The sequence below is a fragment of the Streptomyces sp. NPDC037100 genome, assembly GCF_055606225.1.
The window spans coordinates 1052047-1077757 of record NZ_JBVJSX010000001.1; the positions used below are offsets into that span (position 1 = coordinate 1052047).

The 25711-nt window shown below is 72.6% G+C and carries 18 protein-coding genes and 1 other RNA gene; 4 read left to right on the forward strand and 15 right to left on the reverse strand.

The window, feature by feature from the left end:
* Positions 1-43 precede the first annotated feature (43 nt).
* The 6 genes from ACZ7EG_RS04795 to ACZ7EG_RS04820 form a co-directional block, all read right to left on the reverse strand.
* Entirely contained in the window at positions 44-1333 is a 1290-nt protein-coding gene (locus tag ACZ7EG_RS04795) for an acyltransferase family protein (protein ID WP_471072243.1), read from the reverse strand.
* The gene (locus tag ACZ7EG_RS04800; RefSeq protein ID WP_471072246.1) at positions 1330-3531 is read right to left on the reverse strand and encodes a polysaccharide deacetylase family protein; all 2202 of its coding nucleotides are present in this window, start codon (positions 3529-3531) and stop codon (positions 1330-1332) included. The genes ACZ7EG_RS04795 and ACZ7EG_RS04800 overlap by 4 nt, the downstream gene beginning before the upstream one ends.
* Before the next feature lie 348 nt (positions 3532-3879).
* Positions 3880-4905, reverse strand: coding sequence for a hypothetical protein (locus ACZ7EG_RS04805; protein ID WP_471072249.1), 1026 nt, complete (start codon positions 4903-4905; stop codon positions 3880-3882).
* Positions 4906-5073: 168 nt separating this feature from the next.
* On the reverse strand, positions 5074-6039 hold the full coding sequence (locus ACZ7EG_RS04810) for a LysR family transcriptional regulator (protein WP_471072252.1): 966 nt from the start codon (positions 6037-6039) through the stop codon (positions 5074-5076).
* Between the two features lie 241 nt (positions 6040-6280).
* Entirely contained in the window at positions 6281-7129 is an 849-nt protein-coding gene (locus ACZ7EG_RS04815) for a hypothetical protein (protein WP_471072255.1), read from the reverse strand.
* A 12-nt stretch (positions 7130-7141) separates the two neighbouring features.
* On the reverse strand, positions 7142-7387 hold the full coding sequence (locus tag ACZ7EG_RS04820; RefSeq protein ID WP_471072257.1) for a hypothetical protein: 246 nt from the start codon (positions 7385-7387) through the stop codon (positions 7142-7144).
* 249 nt (positions 7388-7636) lie between these two features.
* Between ACZ7EG_RS04820 and ACZ7EG_RS04825 the strand changes: the two genes are divergently transcribed.
* Positions 7637-8857, forward strand: coding sequence for an MFS transporter (locus tag ACZ7EG_RS04825; protein ID WP_471072260.1), 1221 nt, complete (start codon positions 7637-7639; stop codon positions 8855-8857).
* Between the two features lie 75 nt (positions 8858-8932).
* The gene (gene yicI / locus ACZ7EG_RS04830) at positions 8933-11182 is read left to right on the forward strand and encodes an alpha-xylosidase (RefSeq protein WP_471072263.1); all 2250 of its coding nucleotides are present in this window, start codon (positions 8933-8935) and stop codon (positions 11180-11182) included.
* Between the two features lie 78 nt (positions 11183-11260).
* On the opposite strand, the gene ssrA is transcribed toward yicI, so the two are convergent.
* The 5 genes from ssrA to ftsE all read right to left on the reverse strand — a co-directional run bounded on the left by ssrA (position 11261) and on the right by ftsE (position 15163).
* Positions 11261-11649: a transfer-messenger RNA gene (gene ssrA / locus ACZ7EG_RS04835) on the reverse strand.
* A 99-nt stretch (positions 11650-11748) separates the two neighbouring features.
* A complete protein-coding gene (smpB, locus tag ACZ7EG_RS04840; protein WP_471072266.1) occupies positions 11749-12231 on the reverse strand; it encodes an SsrA-binding protein SmpB in 483 nt (160 codons plus the stop codon).
* Between the two features lie 46 nt (positions 12232-12277).
* Complete coding sequence (locus ACZ7EG_RS04845; RefSeq protein ID WP_471072268.1) at positions 12278-13447, reverse strand: S41 family peptidase; 1170 nt, start codon at positions 13445-13447, stop codon at positions 12278-12280.
* 68 nt (positions 13448-13515) lie between these two features.
* Positions 13516-14433 (reverse strand): permease-like cell division protein FtsX, encoded by a 918-nt coding sequence (gene ftsX / locus ACZ7EG_RS04850; protein ID WP_471072270.1) that lies wholly within the window; start codon positions 14431-14433, stop codon positions 13516-13518.
* A gap of 40 nt (positions 14434-14473) precedes the next feature.
* Positions 14474-15163 carry a cell division ATP-binding protein FtsE gene (gene ftsE / locus ACZ7EG_RS04855; RefSeq protein ID WP_003990615.1) on the reverse strand — a complete coding sequence of 230 codons (690 nt, stop codon included), beginning with the start codon at positions 15161-15163 and terminating at the stop codon, positions 14474-14476.
* 256 nt (positions 15164-15419) lie between these two features.
* Here ftsE and ACZ7EG_RS04860 point away from each other — a divergent pair, with 256 nt between their 5' ends.
* The gene (locus ACZ7EG_RS04860; RefSeq protein WP_471072272.1) at positions 15420-15611 is read left to right on the forward strand and encodes a hypothetical protein; all 192 of its coding nucleotides are present in this window, start codon (positions 15420-15422) and stop codon (positions 15609-15611) included.
* Positions 15612-15710: 99 nt separating this feature from the next.
* Here the strand turns inward: ACZ7EG_RS04860 and ACZ7EG_RS04865 are convergent, their stop codons facing one another.
* The 4 genes from ACZ7EG_RS04865 to ACZ7EG_RS04880 form a co-directional block, all read right to left on the reverse strand.
* Positions 15711-16397, reverse strand: coding sequence for a hypothetical protein (locus tag ACZ7EG_RS04865; protein ID WP_471072274.1), 687 nt, complete (start codon positions 16395-16397; stop codon positions 15711-15713).
* 289 nt (positions 16398-16686) lie between these two features.
* On the reverse strand, positions 16687-17793 hold the full coding sequence (gene prfB, locus ACZ7EG_RS04870; protein WP_471072276.1) for a peptide chain release factor 2: 1107 nt from the start codon (positions 17791-17793) through the stop codon (positions 16687-16689).
* Between the two features lie 58 nt (positions 17794-17851).
* Positions 17852-19099 (reverse strand): serine/threonine-protein kinase, encoded by a 1248-nt coding sequence (locus ACZ7EG_RS04875; protein WP_471072279.1) that lies wholly within the window; start codon positions 19097-19099, stop codon positions 17852-17854.
* A 122-nt stretch (positions 19100-19221) separates the two neighbouring features.
* Positions 19222-20913 (reverse strand): serine/threonine-protein kinase, encoded by a 1692-nt coding sequence (locus ACZ7EG_RS04880; RefSeq protein ID WP_471072282.1) that lies wholly within the window; start codon positions 20911-20913, stop codon positions 19222-19224.
* A 362-nt stretch (positions 20914-21275) separates the two neighbouring features.
* Here ACZ7EG_RS04880 and ACZ7EG_RS04885 point away from each other — a divergent pair, with 362 nt between their 5' ends.
* Positions 21276-25673, forward strand: a complete 4398-nt coding sequence (locus ACZ7EG_RS04885; protein ID WP_471072285.1) for an FtsK/SpoIIIE domain-containing protein — start codon at positions 21276-21278, stop codon at positions 25671-25673.
* Positions 25674-25711: the final 38 nt, after the last annotated feature.

Genomic DNA, 25711 nt, shown 5'->3' on the forward strand with positions numbered 1-25711 from the left:
GCACAGCCCCGGGGAACGGGCCCTCACCCGCGTCGGCCCACCCCTACCGCCGGCGCCTGCGGCTGTTGCCGCCTCGCCCGTTCGGCCACCACCGCGGCGATCGCTTCGCCGCGATGTCCTCGACCCAGCCGAACATGAGGATCGCCGCACCGATCAGCGGCCAGACCAGGGCGAACATCCAGAGGGTGTACGTGGTGTCCAGGGCGGACACCGCGCTGTCGCTCTGGAGGAACGGCAGCTCGTACAACAGGTCGAGGATCGGGACCGTGGCCATGATGAGGAGGTTGTGCCAGAGGTAGATCGTGACGGCGCGGTTGTTGGAGAGCGTCACGAGCTTGTCCCACCTGGCCAGCCGGCCCGGGAGTTCGCGCCAGGACGGGGAGTACTGGAGCAGGATCACCACGAAGCCGAAGGACCAGGCCGCCTGGGCCAGGGGGATGTCGTTGAGGTCCCAGCCGTCGGGGCCCAGATGACCCGAGGCCCACCACAGGCCGAAGGCCATGAGCAGGGCCGCGCAGGAGATCGACAGGTAGCGGGGGATCTGCTTGAGCAGGCCCTCGTGGTGGGCGAAGCCCAGGATCCAGCAGCCGCCGTAGACCGCGAAGTCGGTCACCGCGTTGCCCGTCTCGCCGGGGATCTTCACCAGGCCCGTGCCGACGACCGCCGTGAGGCCCAGTGGTGCCAGCAGCGTCGGCCACGGCGCCCGGCGGAACGCCCACAGCAGCAGCGGGGAGGCGATGACGAACCAGAGGTAGGCCCGCAGGTACCACAGCGGACCGGCCGCCTGCACCGCCCAGGTTTCCTCCAGCAGCCCGGACTTGGCACCGAGGTGCCAGGGGAAGGGCGGGGCGCCGACGGGGAAGAAGTAGTTGGCCAGGTCGACCAGGCCCCAGGCACCGCCGTGGTCCGGGTCCTTCAGCGGGTTCCAGCCGGCCGCGAACATCATCGCCAGCACCACCACGCCGAACACCCAGAGCGGGGGCAGGAGGCGGCGGATCCGGCCCCGGATCACACCGAGCGCCGGGCGGTTCAGCGAGCGCGCCATCAGGGAGCCCGCCAGCGCGAACATCACGCCCATCGACGGGAACAGCACCGTCAGCCACGCCCAGCCGAACAGGTGGTAGACGACGACACGGACCAGGGCGATCGAGCGCAGCAGGTCGAGGTAGCGGTCACGGCCGCCGCCCTGGCGCGCCGGCGCGGCGGGGGCGGTCGCGGTGGCGGTTCCGCCCTCCGGTGCGGTGTCGGTCGTGCGCTGCTGCGGCATGCCGTAGGACGCCCCAGGCATGCCGGACGCCGCCGATGACGTGGGGATCGGGTTTCCGTGGGTCATGCCACCGGCCTCCGCTCGGAGCTGTTCTGGGACCGCTGGCGCGGCACGGGGCCGCCGCCGGGCGCGTCGACCACGCCGGTGCGCCGCAGCTTCTGCCAGCGCAGCCGGCCGCCGGTGAGGGCGGTGATCCAGGACTGGAGCAGTACGACGTACATCAGCTGGCGGTACAGGATCTGCTGCAGGGGCAGCGAGACGAGGTGGGTCATGCGCTCGCGGTCGAGCCGGAAGGCGTAGGCCGCGCAGACCGCCTGGATCGCCAGGACGCCGAGCCACGCCATGATCGTCTTCTGGGTGGGGCCGAACACGAGGCCGTAGATGAGGAACACGTCGATCAGCGGGGCCAGCAGGGGCGCCAGGACCATGAAGAGGGACACCAGCGGCAGGCCGACGCGGCCGAAGCGGCCCGAGGGGCCCTTGTCGACCAGGGCCCGGCGGTGTTTCCAGATGGCCTGCATGGTGCCGTACGACCAGCGGTAGCGCTGGGACCACAGCTGCTGGACCGTCTCCGGCGCCTCGGTCCAGGCACGGGCGTTCTCCGCGTAGACCACGCGCCAGCCGTCGCGGTGCAGGGCCATGGTGATGTCGGTGTCCTCGGCGAGCGTGTCGTCGCTCATGCCGCCGACCCGTTCCAGCGCGCTGCGGCGGAAGGCTCCGACCGCGCCGGGGATCGTCGGCATGCAGCGCAGCACGTCGTACATCCGGCGGTCGAGGTTGAAGCCCATCACGTATTCGATGTGCTGCCAGGCGCCGATGAGGGTGTCCTTGTTGCCGACCTTGGCGTTGCCCGCCACCGCGCCCACGCGCGGGTCGCCGAAGGGCTGCACCAGTTCGCGCACGGTGGACGGTTCGAAGACCGTGTCGCCGTCCATCATCACGATCAGGTCGTAGCGGGCGTTGGCCACACCGCGGTTGAGCGCGGCCGGCTTGCCCGCGTTGAGCTGGCGGACGACCCGGACGTTCGGCAGGCCCATGGCCTCCACGATCCGTGAGGTGCCGTCGGAGGAGCCGTCGTCGATGACGAGGACCTCGATGGGGTGGTCGCTCTCGGCGAGGGAACGGACCGTGTTCTCGATGCACTTGGCCTCGTTGTACGCCGGGACCAGGACCGACACCGGTTCGGTGATCGGCGCTCCCCAGCGGAAGCCGCGGCGGCGCACCCGGCGTGCGTGCACCCCGGAGAGCAGCAGCATCAGCACGAAACGGCCGATGACGAGGGTGCCGACGATCGCGAGTCCGACGACCAGTCCGTCGGTGAGGTGCTCCGAGGCCTGGACCAGGAAGATCCACGCCGCGCCCTTCCACCGGTCGAGGCCGGTGACGCGGGAGTGCGCGCTCGGGGCGTCGAGGGCCTCGGTGAGGTTGCTGAACGCGTAGCCCTTCTCGCGCAGGTCGGGCAGCATGCGGTCCAGTGCCTCGACGGTCTGGTGGCGGTCGCCGCCGGAGTCGTGCATCAGGACGATCGCGCCCTTGCCGCCCTTGGGCGTGGCACGTCGGACGATCTCGGCGACGCCGGGCTTGCGCCAGTCCTCGCTGTCGGTGTTGTTGACGACGGTGATGTAGCCGCGGCCGCCGATGTACTCGGTCACCGGCCAGGACCTGTTGTCCATGGCGTCGGCGAAGGAGGAGTACGGCGGCCGGAAGAGGGAGGTACGGATGCCCGCCGCGCCGGAGAGGGCGAGCTGGTTCTGGGACAGTTCCCAGTCGATGCGCTTCTTGGACTGGTAGGACAGGTCGGGGTGGTTGAAGGTGTGCAGGCCGACCTCGTGGCCTTCGTCGACCATGCGCCGGACGAGGTCGGGGTAGCGCGAGGCCATGGTGCCGGTGACGAAGAAGACCGCGTGCGCGTCGTGCTTCTTCAGCATGTCCAGGACTTTCGGCGTCCAGACCGGGTCGGGGCCGTCGTCGAAGGTGAGCACCAGGTGGTGGTCGGGCACACGCAGGCTCTCGGTGCGGCCGCTGCGGGCATCGATGACGGGCCCGCCGCTCATGATCTTCTCCGGCACCTGGTCGGTGGCGGCGGGCGGCCTGACCCGGTGGTCGGCGAGGATCTCGCTGTGCACGTATCCGCGCAGCATGAGCATCGCCCCCAGCGCGACGAGCACGAGCAGGGGCAGCAACAGACGCATGGGCAGGCGCCGGCGCCTGGAGCCGCCAGGGGCTCGGGACGCGGGCCCGGAACGGCGAGTACGGGATGCCATGAGTGGTGGAACTCCGGGTGGTGCGGGATGGGGTGGTACGGGGACGGGGCGGGCGGACGGTGTGGCGGGAAGGGCCCGGCCGGGCGGGGACGTCGCGGCTGCGCGCGGTGTCCGCGACGTCCTGGGGGTCCCGCCGTGTGAGCGGGGCGGGACCGACGGAGCGGCTGATTCGAGGTGGTCCCGGCCCCGGAGGACTCGGGTTCCTGCGGGTCGGCCGGATGCGGCGGGAAAGGATGCGCCCGGCCGGAAGCGGAGGTGCGGCGCCCGGAGCGGCGGGCGCCGCACGTGCGACGCGGCCCGGGCGGCGACGCGGTTCAGGCGACGACGCGACCCGGGCGGCGACGCGGTCTAGGCGGCGGGCGTCTCGGCGGCGGGCTGCGGTTCGGCCGGGGCCTCCGCGACGGGCTGTGGCTCGGCCGGCCCTTCCGCGACGGTGCCGCCGTCGCCGCCGGTGCCCGTCGTCTCGGTGGGCTGAGGGGTGGCCACGCCCGTGGGTGTCGGGTCGGGGACCGGCGTGCTCGGCGGGTCCGCCGGTTTGGTCGGGGCCGGGTCGGTGGCCTTGGTGCCCGGTTTCGGGGTGGTCCGGGTCGCGGTCGGCGAGGGCTCGGCGGACGCGCCGGGGCGCGTGCCGGGGTCGGCGGTGGCCTCGGGCGCGGCGGCGCTGGGGCCGGGCGCGGGTGCGGTGGCGTCGCCGGTCGCCGGCGTGCTGCCCGGCGCTGTGGCGCCGGTGTCTCCCGCGTCTCCGGGCGGTGCCGACTCGGCGGTCAGCGGCGGGCTGTCGACCTGCCCGGCCGGCGGGTTGTCCTCCCTGGTCGGCACGGGCAGCCAGGGGGCGTTGGAGTTGCCCGACAGCAGCGTGGCGACGATGACGACGGCGTAGACCCCGCAGGCCAGGGCGATGGCCATGCCGATCCGGCGGTAGCGGCGGCTGCGGCGGCCGGACTCGTCGACGAAGACGGGGCGGTCGGCGGGGGCCTCGGCGCCCGTGCCGTTGGCGACCTGACGCAGGAAGCCGTCCCCGAGCTGCACGGCGTCGAGCTGGATGGTGACCTCGTGCGGATCGTGGGTCTGGCCGTCCGTGCCGCGGACGTGCTCCGACGGGCCGGCCTCCTCCTGCTCCTGCCAGGGGTCGCGGACCGAGGTCCGGCTCCCCCGCTCCGGGGCGAACGAAGCGGCCTCGCCGTCGCTCTGGCGGGGAATACCGGCCAGTACCTCCGTCCCCGCGGGCAGCAGGTGGCTCGCCGTCCGGACGTCATGGCCGGGGAAGACCTGCGTGGCTCTCCTGTCCCGGCCTCTGCCGTCCGACGGGAGTTCCCCGGTAGTTGCAGCGGCCTCGGGCCACTCGGGTTGGGCGTCTTCTCGCCACTCTTTCACGCGCACGCACTTCCCCCCACGGGATGGTTCAGGTGCGCTTGACGACCTGAGCACCCGCCGTCGGACCGGGCCCCCACCCGTCCGAACGCACCCCTATTACCACACCGTGCTCAGGCATTGAATGTAGCGCACGGGGAGGTTGTGTGTGTGCGCGGGTGTCGAATCGTGTCAGTCGTGAGACGTCATGAGGACATCGTCACCGGCCGGAATCCACCCTCCGGTGGGCCGCCGCAGCCACCCCTCCTCGGCGGCGAGTCGGGCCGCCGCCCGCCGCAGCGCGTCGAACGCGGGGTGGATCAGGCCCTTGCGCCACACCAGGGAGACGGGGGACAACGGGACCGGGTCGACCAGCGGTCGGACCACCGTCGACGGCAGGGCCGGGAAGTCCACGACAGCCAGGATCGGGTTGCGCGTTCTGGCCATGATCCGCTGGAACTCCTCGTCTCCGACGGCCAGCGGCGCGGGTGGCGCGATATCGATGTTCCGGCCCTCGAACAGCAGCCGCGCGAGGCCGGTCCACTCGGGTGTGCGCGGATTGCCGGCGCCCGCATAGACGCTCTCACCGGCCAGCTCGGCCAGCGGCACGGCCTCCAGGGCGGCGAGCCGGTGGTCCTCGGGCAGCACGACCGCCATCGGCTCGAACCGCACGGGCTGGTGGTCGAGTCCGGCCCGCAGCGCCGGATCCAGTCCGGCGAACCGTCCGAACGACGCGTCCAGCCGGCCGGCGAGCAGTTCACCGGCGGCTCCGGTCAGGCCGCTTTCGTAACGGGCCATCAGCTCGTGCCGGCGGGCGAGTTCGCGCGCCTCGTGCAGGACGCGGCGCGGTGTGGCCAGGCCCGGGGAGTTGAGGTCGACCAGCAGCGGCCGGGCCTGGCCGAAGGCGGCGAGCAGCTCGTCCTGGGCCCGGAGCAGCCGACGGGCGTACGGCAGCAGCCGCTCCCCGTCGGGGGTGAGCGTCACCTGCCGGGTGGTCCGCACGAACAACTCGGCCCCCAACTCCCGCTCCAGCCGCCGCACGTCCCGGCTGAGCGCCTGCTGAGCCACGTGCAACCGCACCGCGGCACGCGTGAAGTGCAACTCCTCGGCGACGGTGACGAAACCACGCAGCAGGCGAGGGTCGAGGTGGGCGGACATGCGGTGAACCTACAGCGGCCCGGGGGCCGGGCACACGCGCTCACTCGGTACACAGGGTCAACAGTTCCTGCCCCTTGTGACGGCGTTGTCGCGCCAGGTGCGGCCCCGGTCGTCGGAGTGGACGTAGCCGGTGTCCGGCCCGCGCCACGCTTAGTGCGGGGGACGCGGGTATGCCGGGGCCTCGGCGGCACACGACGGCACAGGGAGCGGGGGTGCCGGTGCCGTCGTGGCACCGGCCCGCTCAGGTGCCGATGCTCCCTCGGGGGGTGCCGCCCTGGCCCCTCCCGGGGGCCGCTGCCCCTGGGGCCTCCGGCCCCGTCCGGCCCTCCGCACCCGCCGCCGGCGGAGCCTGGCCCACCCTGTGACGCGGCACCGACCGCATCGGCGGCCTGGTCAGGGTGATCTGGCGGACGACCTGCTGGAAGCACGCCAGGGCCGCCAGGCCGGGCAGGGCCGCCGCCGCGATGCCGAGGATGGTCCGGGGCGCCTGGACGACGCACAGCAGCACGGCGATGCAGGAGAAGACCAGGACCACGCACCAGGAGTGCACGGCACGGCGCTGGTGCAGCGCGGCCCGCAGGACGGACAGCGAGCCCACCATCCAGGGCCCGTACACCAGCAGGGGCCACCAGGTGCGCAGCCCCCGTGCCGCGGGGGACACGGCGACCAGGCGCAGCGGGTCGTAGGCGACGACACCGCTCAGGAGGCTCACCGCGGAAGCGATGACGGCGGCCAGGGCCGCGACGAGGAGGCTCGTGGTGCGGAGCACGCCCGCGGCCTTGCGGGCCCGGACCTTGCGGTGCCGTCTCGGGACGTCCCGCACGGGCGGCAGTTCCTCGGTGATGTCCTGGAGGCGCCGCATGTGGGTCACCGGCGCGGAGGCCGGGGCCGAGGCCGGGGCCGGGGCCGCGGCGGGAGGCCGGTCCTCGTCGCGGGGGGCAGGAATCCTCGCCTGCTCTCCGAGTGCTTCCTCGAGGATGAACGCGAGTTCTTCGGCGGGGTCCCAGGTAGGGTCCGGTGGTGTCAGTGGTGTGATGAAATCCCGGGCCGGAGCCCGATGCCGGCCGGTGCCCTCAACTTTGTCGTACACGGCGTGCCCCGCTTATTCCGCGAGCGCGAAAGCGGGCCAATCCGTCGCACTGATCCACCGTCGAGCAAGATCCTTTTCCAGCGTGCTCATGGCGTCGATGAAATCGCGCAGCACCCCCTCGGTCACCTGCAGCGTGACCGGACAACCGCCTTTGGTGAGCGTCCCGTTGACTGTCGCCGACGAGTGCGCTGGAGCGGGAATGTAGGTGTACGGGCCGAGCGTTACCGCCCAGCCGACTTTCCTGGTCGCCTCGGTCATGTACCGACTAACCGTCGGTCCACTTCGGCGGATGCGCGGCAAACGAGTGAAGGAATTTCGCGAATGAGCATCTTTTCCATGCACTGTGAGGAGCATCAGTAATCTCTATAACCCTGTATGAAGAACAGGGAGCAAATGTTTCTCGCCATGGACTTTTCGGCCTCGCGTCAGGGATTCACAACCCAGGTGCGTGAGTGTGCGCGGAACAGGTGTTGGACCTCTTGATCGTCCCCGGGCGACGGTGGACGCATGCCCCGACTCTCCCCGTACCGCCGCCTGTTCCGCCTGCCGGGCGCCAGCGCGTTCACCGCCGGGAACCTCATCGCCCGCCTGCCGATGGGCATGTTCAGTGTCAGCGCGGTCGTGATGATCGCCGGAAGCCGGGGCTCGTACGCCCTCGCCGGCGCCGTCACCGCGACGGGACTCGCGGCTACCGCACTGGTCGCGCCGTGGATCGCGCGGCTCGTCGACCGGTACGGCCAGGCCCGGGTGGCCCTGCCCGCCACGGTGATCGCCGTACTCGGTTCCCTCTCGCTGCTGCTGTGCGTGCGCCACGACGCCCCCGGCTGGACCCTGTTCGCCTCCTACGCCGCCACCGCCACGACCCCCAACACCGGCGGCATGTCCCGGGCCCGCTGGGCGCACCTGCTGGCCGGCGACCCCAAGGCGCTGCACACCGCCAACTCCTTCGAACAGGCGGCGGACGAACTGTGCTTCATGCTCGGCCCGGTGCTCGCGGCCTTCCTGTGCGGGACCTGCTTCCCCGAGGCGGGCACATTGGCCGGCGCGGTGCTGCTGCTGACCGGCATGGTCCTGTTCACGACCCGGCGCGCGACGGAGCCCCCGGTCCGCGCGCACATACCCGGCAAGGCACCCCTGCGCGCCCCCGGGATCCCCCCGCTGCTCGCGGTCTGCCTGGCGATGGGCGGCGTCTTCGGCGCGACGGAGGTCGTCACGCTGGCCTTCGCCGACGCGCAGGGGCGGCAGCCGGCGGCCGGTGCCGTGCTCGCACTGCAGGCCGCGGGCTCCTGCGCGGCGGGCCTGCTGTACGGCGCGGTGAGGCCCACCGGCCCGGCCGCGTCCCGGCTCCCCCGGTGCGTGGCCGCGATGACCGCGCTGCTGACCCTGCCCCTGCTGGCCGCGGCCCTCACCGGTTCGCTCCTCCTGCTGGCGGCCGCGCTGCTCGTCGCCGGGATGGCGACGGCCCCGACGATGGTCACCACCATGACGCTGGTCCAGGAACGCACTCCCGAGGGCCGGCTGAACGAGGGCATGACCCTCGCGGTGACCGGCCTGCTCGGCGGCATCGCCTGCGGCAGCGCGATCGGCGGCTGGACGGTGGAGCACCTCTCCCCGACGACGGGCTACACGGTCCCGGTGACGGCGGCGGCCACGGCCCTGCTCCTGTCTCTGACCTTGTCCCTGGGCGGCTTTTCGAATCGCTTCACCAAGAGCCTTGAACCCCATTGACGTCCTGACGCCCCCCGCATACGTTCGATCGTCGAAGCGCTTCGACGCCATGCGTCGGGAGAGTAGGGACCCCAGATGAAGTTCACCGACGGCTACTGGCTCCTGCGCGAGGGCGTGACCGCGTCACACCCGTCCCAGGTCCTCGACGTCACCGAGCGGGACGGCGCACTGGAGATCCACGCGCCGACCCGGCCCATCCGCTCCCGCGGCGACCTGATGACGGGCCCGGTGTTCACCGTCAAGGTGCACTCCCCCATGCCCGACGTCATCGGACTGACCCTGACGCACTTCACCGGCGGGGAGCCCCGCGGCCCCGAGTTCGAGCTCACGACGTCGGCCACCACCGCCGAGATCGCGTACGACGACGAGCACGCGAGCCTGACCTCCGGCGACCTGTCGGTCCGGCTGGCCCGCGGCGGCCCCTGGCACGTCGAGTTCCTCGCGCACGGCCGCACGCTCACCAGCAGCGGCCACAAGAACGCGGGCATCATGCGAGACGCCTCCGGCGCGCACCACCTGCGCGAACAACTGGTCCTGACGGTCGGCACGTCCGTCTACGGCCTCGGTGAGCGCTTCGGCCCGCTGGTGAAGAACGGGCAGGTCGTCGACATCTGGCAGGCCGACGGCGGCACGTGCAGCGAACAGGCCTACAAGAACGTGCCGTTCTACCTCACGGACGCCGGCTACGGCGTCTTCGTCGACCACCCGGGCCAGGTGTCCTTCGAGGTCGCCTCGGAGGTGGTGTCCCGGGTGCAGTTCAGCGCGGAGACCCAGGAGCTGACGTACTACGTCATCCACGGCCCCACTCCCAAGGACATCCTGCGCCGGTACACGGCCCTGACCGGCCGCCCGGCCCTGCCGCCCGCCTGGTCGTTCGGCCTGTGGCTGTCGACGTCCTTCACCACCTCGTACGACGAGGAGACGGTGACGTCCTTCATCGAAGGCATGCGGGAGCGCGAACTGCCGCTGTCGGTCTTCCACTTCGACTGCTTCTGGATGCGGGAGTTCCACTGGTGCGACTTCCGGTGGGACCCGCGGGTCTTCCCGGACCCGGAGGGCATGCTGGCCCGGATGAAAGCCCGTGACCTGCGCGTCTCCGTCTGGATCAACCCGTACATCGCTCAGCGCTCCCCGCTGTTCGACGAGGGCAAGGCGCTCGGGCACCTGCTGAGGCGACCGGACGGCAGCGTCTGGCAGTGGGACATGTGGCAGCCCGGCATGGCCCTGGTCGACTTCACGTCACCGGCCGCCCGCGACTGGTACGCCGCCAAGCTGGAGACGCTGCTCGCGCAGGGCGTCGACTGCTTCAAGACCGACTTCGGCGAGCGGGTGCCCCTCGACGTGGTCTGGTCCGACGGCTCGGACCCGGAGCGGATGCACAACTACTACACGTACCTGTACAACCGCACCGTCTTCGAGGTGCTGCGCAAGCACCGCGGCGAGCAGGAGGCCATCGTCTTCGCCCGCTCCGCGACGGCGGGCAGCCAGCAGTTCCCCGTGCACTGGGGCGGTGACTGCGAGGCGACGTACGAGTCGATGGCGGAGTCGCTGCGCGGCGGGCTGTCCCTCGGCCTGTCGGGCTTCGGCTTCTGGAGCCATGACATCGGCGGCTTCGAGGGCACCCCCACACCGGCCCTGTTCAAGCGCTGGCTGGCCTTCGGGCTGCTCTCCTCGCACAGCCGACTGCACGGCAGCCGGTCCTACCGGGTCCCCTGGCACTTCGACGAGGAGTCGGTCGACGTGGCCCGCCACTTCACCCGGCTGAAGCTCCGCCTCATGCCCTACCTGTACGAAGCGGCCCGCACGGCCCACACCGAGGGCCTGCCCGTGATGCGGGCCATGGTGCTGGAGTTCCCGGACGACCCGGGGTGCGCCCACCTGGAACGGCAGTACATGCTCGGCCCGGATCTGCTGGTCGCTCCGGTGTTCAGCGACGAGGGCGACGTCACGTACTACGTGCCCGAGGGCACCTGGACGCACCTGCTGACCGGCGAGCCGGTGACCGGCCCGCGCTGGGTGCGCGAGCGGCACGGCTTCCTGAGCGCGCCGCTGCTGGTCCGGCCCGGCGCGGTCATCCCGTTCGGGGCGCGGGACGACCGCCCGGACTACGACCACGCCGACGGGGTGACCCTGCGGGCGTACGGCCTGCGGCCCGGCGACGAGGTGACGGTTCCGGTCGGGGACGTGACCTTCACGGTCGTCCGCGAGGGGAACACCCTGCGGGCCACGTGCGCCGCCCCGGCAGCCGCCTGGAGCCTGGCCACGGGCACCCGCGAGGTCCAGGCCGCGCCCGGCACGGGGCTCCTCACGCTGGAGCTCGGCTGATCGTCGAAATCACGGAGTACACCCCCATGACAAAGGCCCCGCCGCTCTGAAGCGGCGGGGCCTTCGCCCACATGGGATGAGTGGAGATGGCGGGAATCGAACCCGCGTCCAACGGTGCAGAATCAGGGCTTCTCCGTGTGCAGTTCGCTGTGATTTTCTCGGCCCCGGCGATCACGCGAACAAGTCGCCGACGGGCCCAGTCACTGTTTGATTTCCCATCGGGCCCCGTGACCGGGCTCGATGGTTTAGTTCCCTAGATTATGCCAGGATCCGGGCCGGGAACACTCCCGGGCTGACACCCATTTAGGGTCCTTCAGTCACTGCTTATCAGGCAGCGAGGGCGAAGGACTGGGAATCGCGCTTGGTGTTGGCGATTATTTTTTGCGACATATGGTTTACGAGATCATTGCCGCTTCCTCGACACGCTTCCCCTGCTTCGACAGCCGCTGTCGAAACCGATCATCCCCATGTTGTGTTGACAATCCCCTCCGAAGAGGGACGCGCACCCGCCGTGGGGTGCAGACACCATCGTACGTGACCAACGCGGGTCGGTGCCAGCGTATTCCCTACGCCCCGCGCTGCCTCCGCTTCACCGCCGCGATCGCGCGGTCGGTCTCCCGGCGGTCCTGCTTCTCCCGCAGCGCCTGACGCTTGTCGTACTCCTTCTTGCCCTTCGCCAGCGCGATCTCGACCTTGGCCCGGCCGTCCTTGAAGTACAGCGCGAGGGGCACGATGGTGTGGCCCGTCTCGCCCGTCTTCGAGGCCAGCTTGTCGATCTCCGCGCGGTGCAGCAGCAGCTTCCGCTTGCGCCGGGCGCTGTGGTTGGTCCACGTGCCCTGGCTGTACTCCGGCACGTGCACGTTGTACAGCCACGCCTCGTGCTGATCCAGCTGCACGAAGCCGTCGACCAGCGACGCACGTCCCTGGCGCAGGGACTTCACCTCGGTCCCGGTGAGGACCAAGCCGGCCTCGTAGGTGTCGACGATGAGGTAGTCGTGCCGCGCCTTCTTGTTCTGGGCGATCAGCTTGCGCCCTTTTTCCTTAGCCATAGTGCCGACCATTTTCGCACTACGGAGGGCCCCGACGGAAAGTCGATTACGAGGAGCTCGCCAGGCCGCGCAGTACGGTCCCGGCCCGCTGGAGGGCGTCCTCGCCGGTCTCCAGGTCGGGCGTGATGCCCCGGCCGTCGACGCCGCGGCCGGAGGGGGTGCGGTAGTGCCCGACGGTCAGCTCCGCGACGGAGCCGTCGGGCAGCCGGCTCGGCATCTGGACCGAGCCCTTGCCGAAGGTGCGGGAGCCCACGACGAGCGCCCGTCCGCGGTCCTGAACGGCGCCGGTGAGGAGCTCGGCCGCACTCATCGTCCCGCCGTCGACGAGCGCGACCAGCGGTCTCGTGGTGTCCCCGCCGGACTCGGCGTGCAGGGCGCGCTGCTCGCCGTCGACGTCGTAGGTGGCGACCAGGCCGCCGTCGAGGAAGGCGGATGCGGCGGTCACGGCCTCGGTGACCAGGCCGCCGGAGTTGCCGCGCAGGTCGAGGACGATCCCGGCGCGGGGCGGGGTCCGGCGGACCGCTTCACGGACCTGGTGGCCGGAGCCCTTGGTGAAGGTGTCGACCTTGATGACGGTGACGCGGCCCGCGAGCTCCCGGACGGTGACCGAGTCCGTGGACAGCTGGGCCCGGCGCACGGTTTCCGTCCACGCGCGACCGCCGCGCTCCAGGCCGAGACGGACGGTGGTGCCCGCGGGGGCGTCGGTGGCGTCGCCGCGCAGTAAGGAGACGACCTCGGTGACGGGCCGGCCGTCGGTCTTCTCTCCGTCGACGCTGCGCAGCAGGTCTCCGGGGCGGATGCCGGCGGTGGCGGCGGGCGACCCGGCGCGCACCCTCGTCACCTCGATGCGGCCGTCCCGTCCACTGCGGGCCCACAGGCCGACGCCGGTGTACTGGCCGTCGAGGGACTCCTCGAACTCCTCGTACTCGCCCGGGGAGTAGACGGCACCCCAGCGGTCCCCGCTGCGGCTGACGGCGCGCTTGGCGGCCTGGACCGGGGACGTGCCGTCGTCCATGGCCTCCTCGGCGGCCCGGGCGACATCCGCGCGGTGTGCGGCCGAACCCGCCGAACGGACCACGTCCGGCGCGGACTTCTCCCGGCCCTGGGGCAGCGCCCCGGTGGCCGCACCGGCGACGAGCACGCTCGTGAACACCAACGTCAGGGCGGCCCCGCGACGGATGCGACGGGGCTGACAGAACGGGTCACGACCTGACATGCCGGTGAGTCTAGGACAAGCGGAAGGGCCGTACGGTCGGTTGACCGTACGGCCCCTCTTGGCATGCGTCACACCTTCAAGTACTTGCGCAGCGCGAAGAACGCGGCCAACGCGGGCATCAGAAGGCTCGTCGCGAGGATGAGCGGCAGCTTGGTGAGGACGGCGTCCCAGCCGATGAAGTTGATCAGTGTCAGCTGGTCGGCCAGGGCGAGTCCGTGGTCGATGAGGAAGTACCGGGCGAGCAGCAGGAAACCGCACGCGAGGGTGCCGCCGATGAGTCCGGCGACCGCGGCCTCCATGATGAACGGCGCCTGGATGTAGAAGCCGGAGGCGCCGACCAGCCGCATGATGCCGGTCTCACGCCGGCGGCTGAACGCCGAGACGCGCACGGTGTTGACGATCAGCATCAGCGCGACGACCAGCATCAGTGCCATCACCGCGCGGGCAGCCCAGTTCATGCCGTTCAGCAGCTTGAACAGATTGTCCAGGATGCCCTTTTGGTCCTGTACGGACTGCACGCCGTCCCGGCCGTTGAAGGCGGTGGCGATGACCTGGTACTTCTCCGGGTCCTTCAGCTTGATGCGGTACGACTCCTGCATCTGGTCCGGCGTGAGGGAGCTGGCGAGCGGGGAGTCGCCGAACTGCTCCTTGTAGTGCTTGTACGCCTGGTCCTGCGACTCGTACGTGACCGCCTGGACGACGTTCATCTTGTCGAGGTCGGCCTTGATCTGCTTCTTCTGGTCGTCGGTGACCGCGCCCTTGGCGCAGTTCGGGTCCGACTCGGCGTCGCTCTTGTTGCAGAGGAAGACCGAGACGTTGACCTTGTCGTACCAGTAGCCCTTCATGGTGTTGACCTGGTCGCTCATCAGGAGCGACCCGCCGAACAGGGCGAGCGACAGGGCGACGGAGACGACGACGGCGAAGGTCATCGTCAGGTTGCGGCGGAGACCGACACCGATCTCCGACAGGACGAACTGGGCGCGCATGGCGAGCGGTTATGCCTTTCCGTGGATCTCGGGTGCGGTATCAGTGCTGGTAGCCGTAGACACCGCGGGCCTGGTCGCGGACGAGGCGGCCCTTCTCCAGTTCGATGACGCGCTTGCGCATCTGGTCCACGATGTTCTGGTCGTGCGTGGCCATCACCACGGTCGTGCCCGTCCGGTTGATGCGGTCGAGCAGCTTCATGATGCCGACGGACGTCTGCGGGTCGAGGTTGCCGGTGGGCTCGTCGGCGATGAGCAGCTTGGGGCGGTTGACGAAGGCCCGCGCGATGGCGACGCGCTGCTGCTCACCACCGGACAGCTCGCCGGGCATCCGGTCCTCCTTGCCGCCGAGCCCGACGAGGTCGAGCACCTGCGGAACGGACTTGCGGATCTCGCCGCGCGACTTGCCGATGACCTCCTGCGCGAAGGCGACGTTCTCGCCGACCGTCTTGTTCGGCAGCAGGCGGAAGTCCTGGAACACCGTCCCCAGCTGGCGCCGCATCTGCGGAACCTTCCAGTTGGAGAGGCGGGCGAGGTCCTTGCCCAGAACGTGCACCTGACCGTGACTGCACCGCTCCTCGCGGAGGATCAGCCGCAGGAAGGTGGACTTTCCGGAGCCGGAGGACCCCACGAGGAAGACGAACTCGCCTTTCTCGACCTCCAGGGATACATCCCTGAGGGCGGGGCGGGTCTGTTTGGGGTAGACCTTGGAGACGTTGTCGAATCGGATCACGGATGCACCACGGGTCGCCGGGGGTAGATGAGCGTGACCATACGCGAACCGGGTGGGGCACCGCAGTCACCGACCGTGGTTGCGCCACGGTTGTGCCGTTTTGTACAGAGCGCCGGGGGGCGTGGGCGGACTGTGCGTACCACCACAGAAAACGCGCAGCCGCGCGAGGGCCGAAGGAACCTGGCAAAGTGGAGGGGGAACATTCCCGCCCCCACGGACGTTGAACACGTGGAACCGGCGCAAGGAGGGCAAGCGCATGACGTACGACCGGCTGGTGTGCGCGAACTGCGCGTCCCCCGTGAACGAGGGCCGCTGCGCCGTGTGCCGCGCGAACCGTGAGCGGATGCAGCAGGAGAACTTCCTCGCGGGCATGAACCCGATGGCTCTGATCGCACTGCTGACGGTGCTGATCGCCGCGGTGGCCCTGCTGGCGCACCAGACGGCGTAGGCGGTACGCAGCCCCCAGACATGGCCGAGGGCCCGGAGCGTTTCGCTCCGGGCCCTCGGTGGTGCGCTGTGCGTACGGTCCGTACGGCCGCGGCTACCGTCAGGCGGCAGCCCCGCCGCGGCCGCCCACGAGGCGCGGCAGCAGACGGAAGCCGACACCGCCGGCGATCATCGTGGCGGCGCCGATCACCAGGAAGGTGGTCTGCGCGGCACCCGTCTCGGCGAGCTCCTGGCCGTTGCCCTGGGCCTGGGCCTGCGAGGCCGGGGTGGAGTCCGAGCCGATCTCGGTGAGCGCGGAGGAGCCCTCCTCCTGCGGCGAGGTGCCGCCGTCGGGGTCGGCATTGTTGCCGTCGCCGATGCTGCCACCGTTGCCGTTGCCGTTGCCGTTGCCGTTGCCGCCGCCGTTGCCGTTGCCGCCGCCGTTGCCGCCGCCGTTCCCGTTGCCCGGGTCGGACGGGACGTCGGTCGGCTCCTCGGTGGGCTCGGTGGGCTCGTCGGTAGGCTCGGTCGGCTCGTCGGTGGGCTCCTCGGTCGACGGCGGGTCCGTCGGGAGGTCCGTCGGCGGGTCGGTCGGGAGCTCGGTCGGCGGGTCCGTCGGCAGCTCGGTCGGCGGGGCCGTCGGGTCGTCGCCGGCGCTCACGCCGACACCGACACTGGTGTCGCCGAGGCCGACATTCACGCCCAGGTCGAGAGCGGATGCCGCACCGGCGGCGGTCAGCGAGGCACCGGCGGCGATCACGGCACCGGCGGCTATCCGCGCGACACGAATCCGCGTCTTCTTCGTCATGTGGTTGCTACCCCCAGTAGCTCATCGTCATTAGGCAGCGCTCGGGGCTGTGCTCGACGGGGACAACTGCGGTGAAAGGCGCCCCGGTTCACATGCGCCCCAGAGACACGCATGCCGCGCTTTACCCTTCCCATTTTTCAAGAACACGTCAAGGTCGTTTACGGCCGCCATGTCCAACTACGGGGGCTATGCCGGGAGTCTGAGGCTGTGACTGTGATGTAAAACCCGGACATGGAGCACGGAAAAGGCAACTGCCGCCCTGATGGCGGCAGTTGCCTTGTCGACAAACTTACTTCTCCTGCTGCTTGCGCCAGCGAATTCCGGCTTCGAGGAACCCGTCGATCTCGCCGTTGAACACGGCCTCGGGGTTGCCGACCTCGAACTCGGTGCGCAGGTCCTTCACCATCTGGTACGGGTGCAGCACGTACGAACGCATCTGGTTGCCCCAGGAATTGCCGCCGTCGCCCTTGAGGGCGTCCATCTTGGCCTGCTCCTCCTGGCGACGCCGCTCCAGCAGCTTGGCCTGGAGCACGTTCATGGCCGTGGCCTTGTTCTGGATCTGCGACCGCTCGTTCTGGCAGGAGACGACGATGCCGGTGGGGATGTGGGTGAGGCGCACCGCGGAGTCGGTGGTGTTGACGCCCTGGCCGCCCGGGCCGGACGAGCGGTACACGTCCACCCGCAGTTCGGACTCGTCGATCTCGATGTGGTCGGTCTGCTCGACCACGGGCAGGATCTCGACGCCTGCGAAGGAGGTCTGGCGCCGGCCCTGGTTGTCGAAGGGCGAGATGCGCACGAGCCGGTGCGTGCCCTGCTCGACGGAGAGCGTGCCGTACGCGTAGGGCACCTGGACGGCGAAGGTGGTCGACTTGATGCCGGCCTCTTCCGCGTACGACGTCTCGTAGATCTCGGTCTTGTAGCCGTGCTGCTCGGCCCACCGCAGGTACATGCGCTGGAGCTTCTCGGCGAAGTCGGCGGCGTCGACGCCACCCGCCTCGGCGCGGATGTTCACCAGCGCCTCCCGGGAGTCGTACTCACCGGAGAGGAGCGTGCGGACCTCCATCTCGTCCAGCGCCTTCTTCACGGCGACCAGCTCGGACTCGGCCTCGGCGCGGGTGTCCGGGTCGTCCTCCTCCTCGGCCATCTCGAAGAGAACGCCCAGGTCGTCGATGCGACCGCGCAGGGCCTCGGCCTTGCGCACCTCGGCCTGGAGGTGGGACAGCTTGCTGGTGATCTTCTGCGCCTCATCGGGGTTGTCCCAGAGGGACGGCGCGGCCGCCTGCTCCTCGAGCACGGCGATGTCTGCCCTCAGCTTCTCGAGGTCCAGAACGGCCTCGATCGACTCCATGGTCGAGGAGAGGGACTTGAGCTCTTCGGATACGTCGACGACTGCCACGCCCTCCAGCGTAACGGCTCCGCCCGGCGGCCATCGCCGGGCGGCCGGAGCAGGCGGCTCAAGGGGTCTGCGGGGCCGAGTTCTGCGTGTCCTGGGGAGGTGCGCTTCCGTCGTCGTCCGACGTGGTCAGCCAGGCTCCGACGCCGATCGCCGCCGCGAGGGCGACCGCGCCCGCTCCCAGGGCCATCCGGCGGCGCCGGGTCGCGGCGCGGTTGCGGGCCGAGCCAGGGCGGGGGGCGCCGGCGGTGCGCGGGGCCCGGGCCGTGCCGTGGGCGCCGCCGGCCAGCTCGTCGGGGGCGGGGACGCGCATCGAGGTGTGGGTGTCGCGGTTGGAGTCGGTGGGCTTCGCGCCCGGCACCAGGGGGACCGCGCCCCGCCGCCGGACCCGCTCCCCGGCCGGGGCCGGTCCGGCGGGCTGCTCCTCGCGGTCGGCCTCCTCCGCGGACTCGGTGTCCGGCTCGTCGACCTCCAGCGGGGGCATGCCCGCCAGCATCGGCAGCAGCTCCCGCAGCCGGGCCCCGAGCTCCGAGGCCCGCAGCCGCGAGGCCGGGGCCTTGGCCAGGCACTGCACCAGCAGCTGCCACAGCTCGTCCGGGATACCGGGCAACGGGACGACCGTCTCCGTGACGTGCCGGCGCAGGACCGCGCCCGGGTGTCCGCCGCCGAAGGGGGTGAAGCCCGCCAGCAGCTCGTAGAGGACCGTGGCGAGCGCGTAGATGTCGACGGACGCGCGCGGGGGCAGGCCCTCGACGATCTCCGGGGCGAGGTAGTCGGGGGTGCCGATGATCTTCGTGGCCTTGGTCCGGCGCGGGGTGTCGATGAGCTTGGCCACGCCGAAGTCGGTCAGCAGCGCGCGGTGGGAGCCGCCGGGGCCGAGGGGGCCCTGCATGTCCAGGAGGACGTTCTCCGGCTTGACGTCCCGGTGCACGACTCCCGCGGCGTGCGCGGCCGCCAGTCCGTCGGCGATGTCGGCCGCGATGGCGACGGCCGCCTCGGGGGCCATGCGCCGGTCCCGGTCCAGGCGGGTGCGCAGGTCCGTGCCGCGGACGAGGTCCATGACCAGGGCCAGGTCGTTGCCGTCGACGACCAGATCCCGCACCGACACCACGTGCGGGTGCTCCAGGCCGAGCAGGGCCGTGCGCTCCTGGACGAAGCGTCCGACGAGTTCCTGGTCGGACGCGAGGTCCTCGCGCAGCAGCTTGATGGCGACGGGACCTTCGGGGCCCTCGCCCAGCCACACCGTGCCGGCGCTGCCCCGCCCGAGGATCTGGTGGGCGGTGTACCGGCTGCCGATCTTCCGTGCCAAGGCTGCTCCTACCGACGCGTGTTGTCGCTAAAACTACGCGTCCGAGGAGCCAACCTTCACCGGGGAGGCGGAAATCACCCGCCGGATGTCGACAAATCACCAACCCCGCAGGGCGGTTCCGGTCAGTTCGTGCCGGAACCGCTCCCGCCGAGCTTCTCGAACCAGCCGGTCACGGTGCTGAACCAGTCGGTGAGCTGGTCCCAGTAGCCCTTGCCGGTGCCGATCCACTCCTGCAGCGGGCTCAGTTCCCAGATCAGCCAGCCCGCGACGAACAGGATGACGATCGTGAAGAGGCAGCCCTTCAGGCAGCCGAGGCCTGGGATCCGCATCCGGTTGGCGCTGCGCTGCCGCGGCTGCCGGGGCTCGCGCTGCGGCTGCTGGGGCTGCTGCGGCTGGGGCGGGGGCGCGGGCGGGGCGTAGCGCTGCGGCGGCTGGGGCCGCTGTGGCTGCGGGGCGTACTGCTGGGGCTGCTGCTGCGGATGGCCGTAGCCGGGCCCGGGCGGGGGTGCCTGGCGGCGCGGGGGCTGTTGCGGCCGCGCGACCTGGCGCTGAGGGCGGCGCCGCAGCGGGTCCTCGTTCGGGTCGAGGTACTGGACCTGCGTCTGTTCGTTGCGGTCGCGGGCCGCCCGCAGCTGGTTCTGCCAGGGGTGCGGGTCCTCGGGGCCGCCCTGCTGGTTCTGCCCGCCCGGGTGGCCGGGCGAGCCCGGCGGGACGGGCGGCATGACGGCGGTCGGGTCGGCCGCGCCCCGGTGGTTCATGACGGCGGTGGGGTCGGCCGCGCCGGCCGGACCGCCGGTGTGCGGCAGGACGCTGGTCGCCCCGTTCGGGTCGTACGAGCCCGCGCCCTGCGGAAGGACCTGGGTCGGGTCGGCCGCGCCGGGCGTGTCCGGCACGGGCGCGGGGGCCGGGTCCGGCATCAGCAGCATGCCGACGCCCTCGGCGGCGGCGATCTGCGCGGAGTTCGCGTGCACCCCGATGCCCTCGGCCACGACGCGCAGGCCGCGGGCGAGATTCACGGCGCTGGGGCGCTCGTCCGGGTTCTTGCGCAGGCAGCGCTCGATGACCGTCCACAGCGGGTCGGGGACCGTGGAGGGGCGGCGCGGCTCGGCGCTCAGGTGCTGGTGCAGCACCTCCAGGGCGGAGCCGCCGGCGAACGGCGGGCGGCCGGTGACCAGCTCGTACAGCAGGATGCCGGCGCCGTAGATGTCGACGGCGGAGGTCTGCGGGCGGCCCTCGGCGGACTCCGGCGCGACGTACGCGGGCGTACCGACGAACTCCTGGGTGCGGGTCAGTCCCGGGGAGTCGGCCAGCCGGGCGATGCCGAAGTCGGTCAGCAGCGGGTGCATCCGCCCGTCGTACTGCTGGAGCAGGACGTTGGCCGGCTTGAGGTCGCGGTGGACGACGCCGTCGGCGTGGCTGGCGGCGAGGGCGTCGGCGATCTGGGCCGTGAGCAGGGCCGCGGCGACCGGGGTGAACGGCCCGTTCTCGCGCAGGTAGCGGTGCAGGTCGGGGCCCTCGACGAGGTCCATGACCAGCGCCAGCAGCTCGCCCTCGACGACCAGGTCGCGGACCCGGACGATGTTCGGGTGGGTCAGCCGCAGCAGGACGGACCGCTCACGCAGGAACCGCATGACGATGTCCGGGTCGCCGGCCAGCTCCTCCTTGAGGACCTTGATCGCGACGGTCTCGCCGGGCTGCCCCGGCACGGCCGCCTCGGCGCCCGCGGTCTCGCGCTGGCGGGCTCGCCAGACGGTGCCCGTGGCGCCGCGTCCGAGCGGCTCCTCGAGCAGGTACTTGCTGCCTACCGGCCGCACGTCATGCGCTCCCTGGTGCTTGCCTTGCCTGCTGGCCTGTCCGACCCACTGTAGTGCCGGGGGGCCGGGGACCGGAGTGTCGTCGTTCTGTGGGTCTTACGTAGCGGCCCTCACACCCGTTCGAAGGGAAGACGCTCACCTCGGTCTCGTGGTTGCCGGCAAGGAACGTGAGTGATCTCAAGCGGTCGCCTGTGGGTCATCTCTCAGGCACTTTTGCGGGCAGAGCCGACCATTCAAGATCACCTTTTTCGGAGCGACGGGCGCACTGTCAGTGGCAGGTGCGAGGATGCTGCCAGTACTGGCCGACGTGCTGGGGCGGGGTGGGGGACTCCGCGCCCGGGCAGAAGGGACCGCTGACGGCGATGCAGATCCGGCTGACCGTCGTAGATCCGCTGGGCCCGTCGGCGCCGGCGCAAGATCGCGCCCCGCGCAGCGACGTGCTGGTCACGGCACCCGCCGGTACGGCGCTCGCCGCGGTGGCGTCGGCGCTCGCCCAGGCGGTCTCCGGCGGTGACGGCTCGGGCACGCCCGTGCTGTACGCCGGGGAGCAGCGGCTGGACGCCCAGCGCTGCACGCTCGGCGAGCCGCCGCTGACCGACGGTGCCGTGCTGTCCGTCGGCGCGCCGGGCGAGCCGGAGCCGCATCCGGAGCTGGCGGACGCCCCGGCCCAGTTGCAGGTCGTGGCCGGGCCCGACGCCGGCGGCGTCCATCTCCTGCACGGCGGCGAGATCCGCATCGGCCGCTCCGCGGACGCCGACGTACCGCTCGACGACCCGGACGTCTCCCGGCTGCACTGCGCGGTGACGGTGAGCGCGGACGGCCGCGTCGCGATCGCCGACCTCGACTCCACGAACGGCACGACGGTGAGCGGCGCGCGGGTGGGCGGCCGGGCGGTCCCCTTCGTGCCGGGTGCGCTGCTGCGGATCGGCGAGTCGGCCCTGCGGCTGGCTCCCGCGGGGGGCCCGGGGGCCCGGGTGGAGACGACTCCGGACGGCGAGGGGCACGTGCGCGTGGCCGGGCCCGCGGTGGCATCCGGCCCCGGCAAGGCGACTCCGAGAACGGCCGGGCCCACGGACTCCACGCATCACGGCAACGGCTCGGTGGCCTGGGGCACGCCGACTGCTCCCGGGCGCGGCTCCGCCGATCCGGCTGTGGTGCCGGGGCAGGGCGGGGCGCCGCGCATCGAGAGCGGAGGTGCGGGCTCGGGGTCGGAGGCGACGCGGCTCGGTAACGGAAGTGCGGGCTCCGGGTCGGGGGCGGTGCGCATCGAGAGCGGAGGTGCGGGCTCCGGGTCGGAGGCAGCGCGGCTCGGGGGCGGAGGTGCGGGCTCCGGGTCGGAAGCGCCGAGGATCGAGGGCCGGGGCCCGAGGTCGGAAGCGCCGCGGACAAAGGGCGGCGGCGCCGGGCCGGAAGCGCCGCAGGAGCGGGGTCGCGGCTGGGGGGCCCGCGCTGCGGACAGCGGGGGCGAAGCCCGCTCGGGGGGCCGCCGGAACGAGATGCCGCCCCGGGGTGCCGACGGCGAAGCCCGGCCGGGACGCCGGAGCGACGTGCCGTCCCCCGGTCCCGCGGGCACCGCCCCTGCGGGAGGCCACCGCAACGAGGTCCCGACCCCGGGCGCCGGCAGCGAAGCCCGGCCGGGACGCCGGAGCGACGTTCCGGCTCCGGGTACCGGCAGCGAACCCCGCTCCGGAGGACACCGGAGCGAGATGCCGCCCCCCGACGCCGCAGGCACCATAGGCCACGGCAACGAGGTCCCGGCCCCGGGCGCCGGCAGCGGAGCCCGGCCGGGACGCCGGAGCGACGTTCCGGCTCCGGGTACCGGCAGCGAACCCCGCTCCGGAGGACACCGGAGCGAGATGCCGCCCCACGGCGCCGGGGGCGCTGCCCACGCCGGGGACGGTTGGAGTGAAGTGCCGCCCGGGGGCACCGGGGGTGAGGCGCGGCGGCAGACGGCCGGTGGTGGATCACGGTCCGGGTCCGCCGGGTCCGGGCAGACGTTCCCGGAGGCTCACGGAACGCGCCCCGGTTCGCCGGAAGACACGCTCCGGGCCACTCGGCGGCACGACGTCCCTCAGGGTTCGTCGCCCCTGGCTCCGCCCGGCCCCGCGCGACAGCGCGATGCGCTCCGGCCGGCGAGCGGTGCCGGGGACACGCATGCGGGTCGTTCCGGCGCCGGGGCGTTCGGTGCCGCGGTCCCCGACCGCCCCGGACAGGCCTACGGCGGCGACGCCGGCGCCGGCGCCACAGACGGAAGCGGTCACCGCCCCTGGAGCCCGGACCCCGGTACCGACGACGCGGCCCTCGCCGACCAGCGTGCGGGGCGCGGGCGCAAGGGCACCCCCCTCCGCGGCACCGACGTGCCCCCGGGGCCCCGCAGACGGGGCGGGCTCGGGGCGTGGGCCCGGCGGCTGGCCGGAGGGCGCGGCGAGCAGGCGGCGGAACCGCGCGAGACGTACGAGGACGAGCCGGCCACGGCGGTGGCCACGGAGCACCACCCGGTCGTCGTGCCGGCCGCACCGGAGACCTGGCCGGACCCGGCCACGCTGCTGCTCACGGCCCTCGGTCCCGGACCCCGGCTGTGGGAGCGCGGTCCCGGCCACCCGGAAGCGCTCGCCGTGCGGCTCGGTACGGCCGACCGGGCGGCACCGGACGGCTCGGGCCTGTTGCCCGCCGTCCCCGTGACCGCCGGTCTGCGCGAGGTGGGCGCACTGGGGCTGGCCGGGCCGCGGGCGCGGCTGGCCGGGCTGACGCGTGCCGTCCTGGCCCAGCTCACCGCCCTGCACTCCCCCGACACGCTGGAGATCGTCCTGATCGCCGCGGACCGCTCGCGTTCCCTTGAGGAGCGCACCGCCGAGTGGTCCTGGCTGGGCTGGCTGCCGCACGTGCGCCCGGGGCACGGGCAGGACTGCCGGCTGCTCCTGGCCCACGACCGCGAGCAGGCCGCCGCCCGCACCGACGAGCTCACCCGCCGTCTGGAGGACCAGCTGGCGGACACGGGCCAGGTCGGCATCCCCGCGGGGGCCGGCAACCCGTCGACGAGTGCCTCGGCGAGCCGCGGCTCACAGCCCGACGGCGCCCCCACCCCGCACCACACCGTCCCTGCTCCCCGCCGCCCCTCCTGGGCCCTGGGCGACAGCGCCGGCAGCGACGCGGCAGGCGGTTTCCCCGGCCCGTACACCGTCGTGGTCGTCGACGGCGATCCCGGTGGTGCCGACCTGCGCGGAGCCCTCGCGCGGCTGGCGCTGGAGGGCCCCCGGGCCGGTATCCACGTCGTCTGCCTGGCCGAGACGGCAGCCGCCTCCCCGGCCTCGCCGGTCACGGAGACGTACGAGGCGGCCTGCGCGGTGGCGCCGACCTTCCGGCAGTGCGGCGCGGTCGCGCTGCTCAGCGGGGACGTGGCGACGGCCCTGCGGCTGATGCGCGTGGCCCGTACCGGCGGCGACGGCTCGTCGGCCGGGCCCGTCGGGCACGGCACGGTCGCCACCGTCGACGCCGTCTCCGCGGCCTGGGCCGAGCGGTTCGCACGGGCGCTGGCGCCGCTGCGGACGGACGGCGCGGCGAGCGAACGCCACCCGCGGGTCTCCGCACCGCTGCCGCAGGCGGCCCGGCTGCTGGACGAGCTGGGCCTGGCCCGCGCCACCCCGGCGTCGCTGATGGCCCGCTGGGCGGACGCGGCCGACGACGCCGAGGCGCTGGGCGGACGCGTGCGCGCGGTGCTGGGCGCCGGGCCGCGCGGCCCGGTCGGCGCGGACCTCGCCGCCCAGGGGCCGCATCTGCTGATCGAGGGCCCGCCGGGCAGCGGCCGTACGGAGCTGCTGCGGTCGATCGTCGCGTCCCTGGCCGCGGCCGAGCGGCCGGACCGCCTCGGCATCGTGCTGGTCGACGGCCGGGGCGGCCCGGGCGCGGGCGGCGGCAACGGCGAGGGACTGCAGGTGTGTACGGACGTGCCGCATGTCACCACCCTGCTCATGGCCCACGACCCGGTCCGGATGCGGGAGTTCGCGCAGTCGCTGAGCGCCGAGCTGAAGCGGCGCGCCGAGCTGCTCGGGCGGTCCGACTTCGCCGAGTGGCACACCGGCCGCGAGCTGTCGGGCCGTATGGTCGCGCAGCGCACGGCGTCGGCCCGGGGCGGCGCCCAGGCCGACGCGGCCGGCGCGGGAGGGGCCGGCGACCTCGACTCGCCGTCGAGTTCCACCATGCGGCTGCGGCCCGGCGCGGCCCGGCGGCGGACGGAGGCGGCCCCGCCCCCGCTGCCCCGGCTCGTCGTGGTCGTCGACGACCTGGACGCGCTGGTCGCCCCGGCGCTGGGCTCGACCGGGCGGCCCGCGGCCGGGTCGGTGATGCGCGCGCTGGAGGCGGTGGCCCGGGACGGCGAGCGGCTCGGCGTCCATCTGGTGGCGGCCACCGGCCCGTGCCCCCGTACGGCGGAGACGGAACCGGTGCGCCGGGCCACCCTGCGCGTCGTGCTCGACGCCCCGGCCCCGGGCCCGGAGGAGCCCGCGCCCGGGCGGGGAAGGCTGACCGGTGCGGACGGGCGGGTCACCCCGTTCCAGGGCGGCCGGGTCACCGGCCGGATCCCGCGGACGGCGACGCTGCGTCCCACGGTCGTGCCCCTGGAATGGCACCGCATGGGTGACCCTCCGGCCCGGCGTCCGGTGCGGGAACTCGGAAACGGCCCGACCGACCTGGCACTGTTGGCCAGCGCGCTGGAAAGGGCGGCACGGGAGGTAGCGGCTGCGAAGGTGCCGTCGCTCCTGTGACCGAGGACGGCCGTCGGCCCCGCCCGGCGTCATGGGGC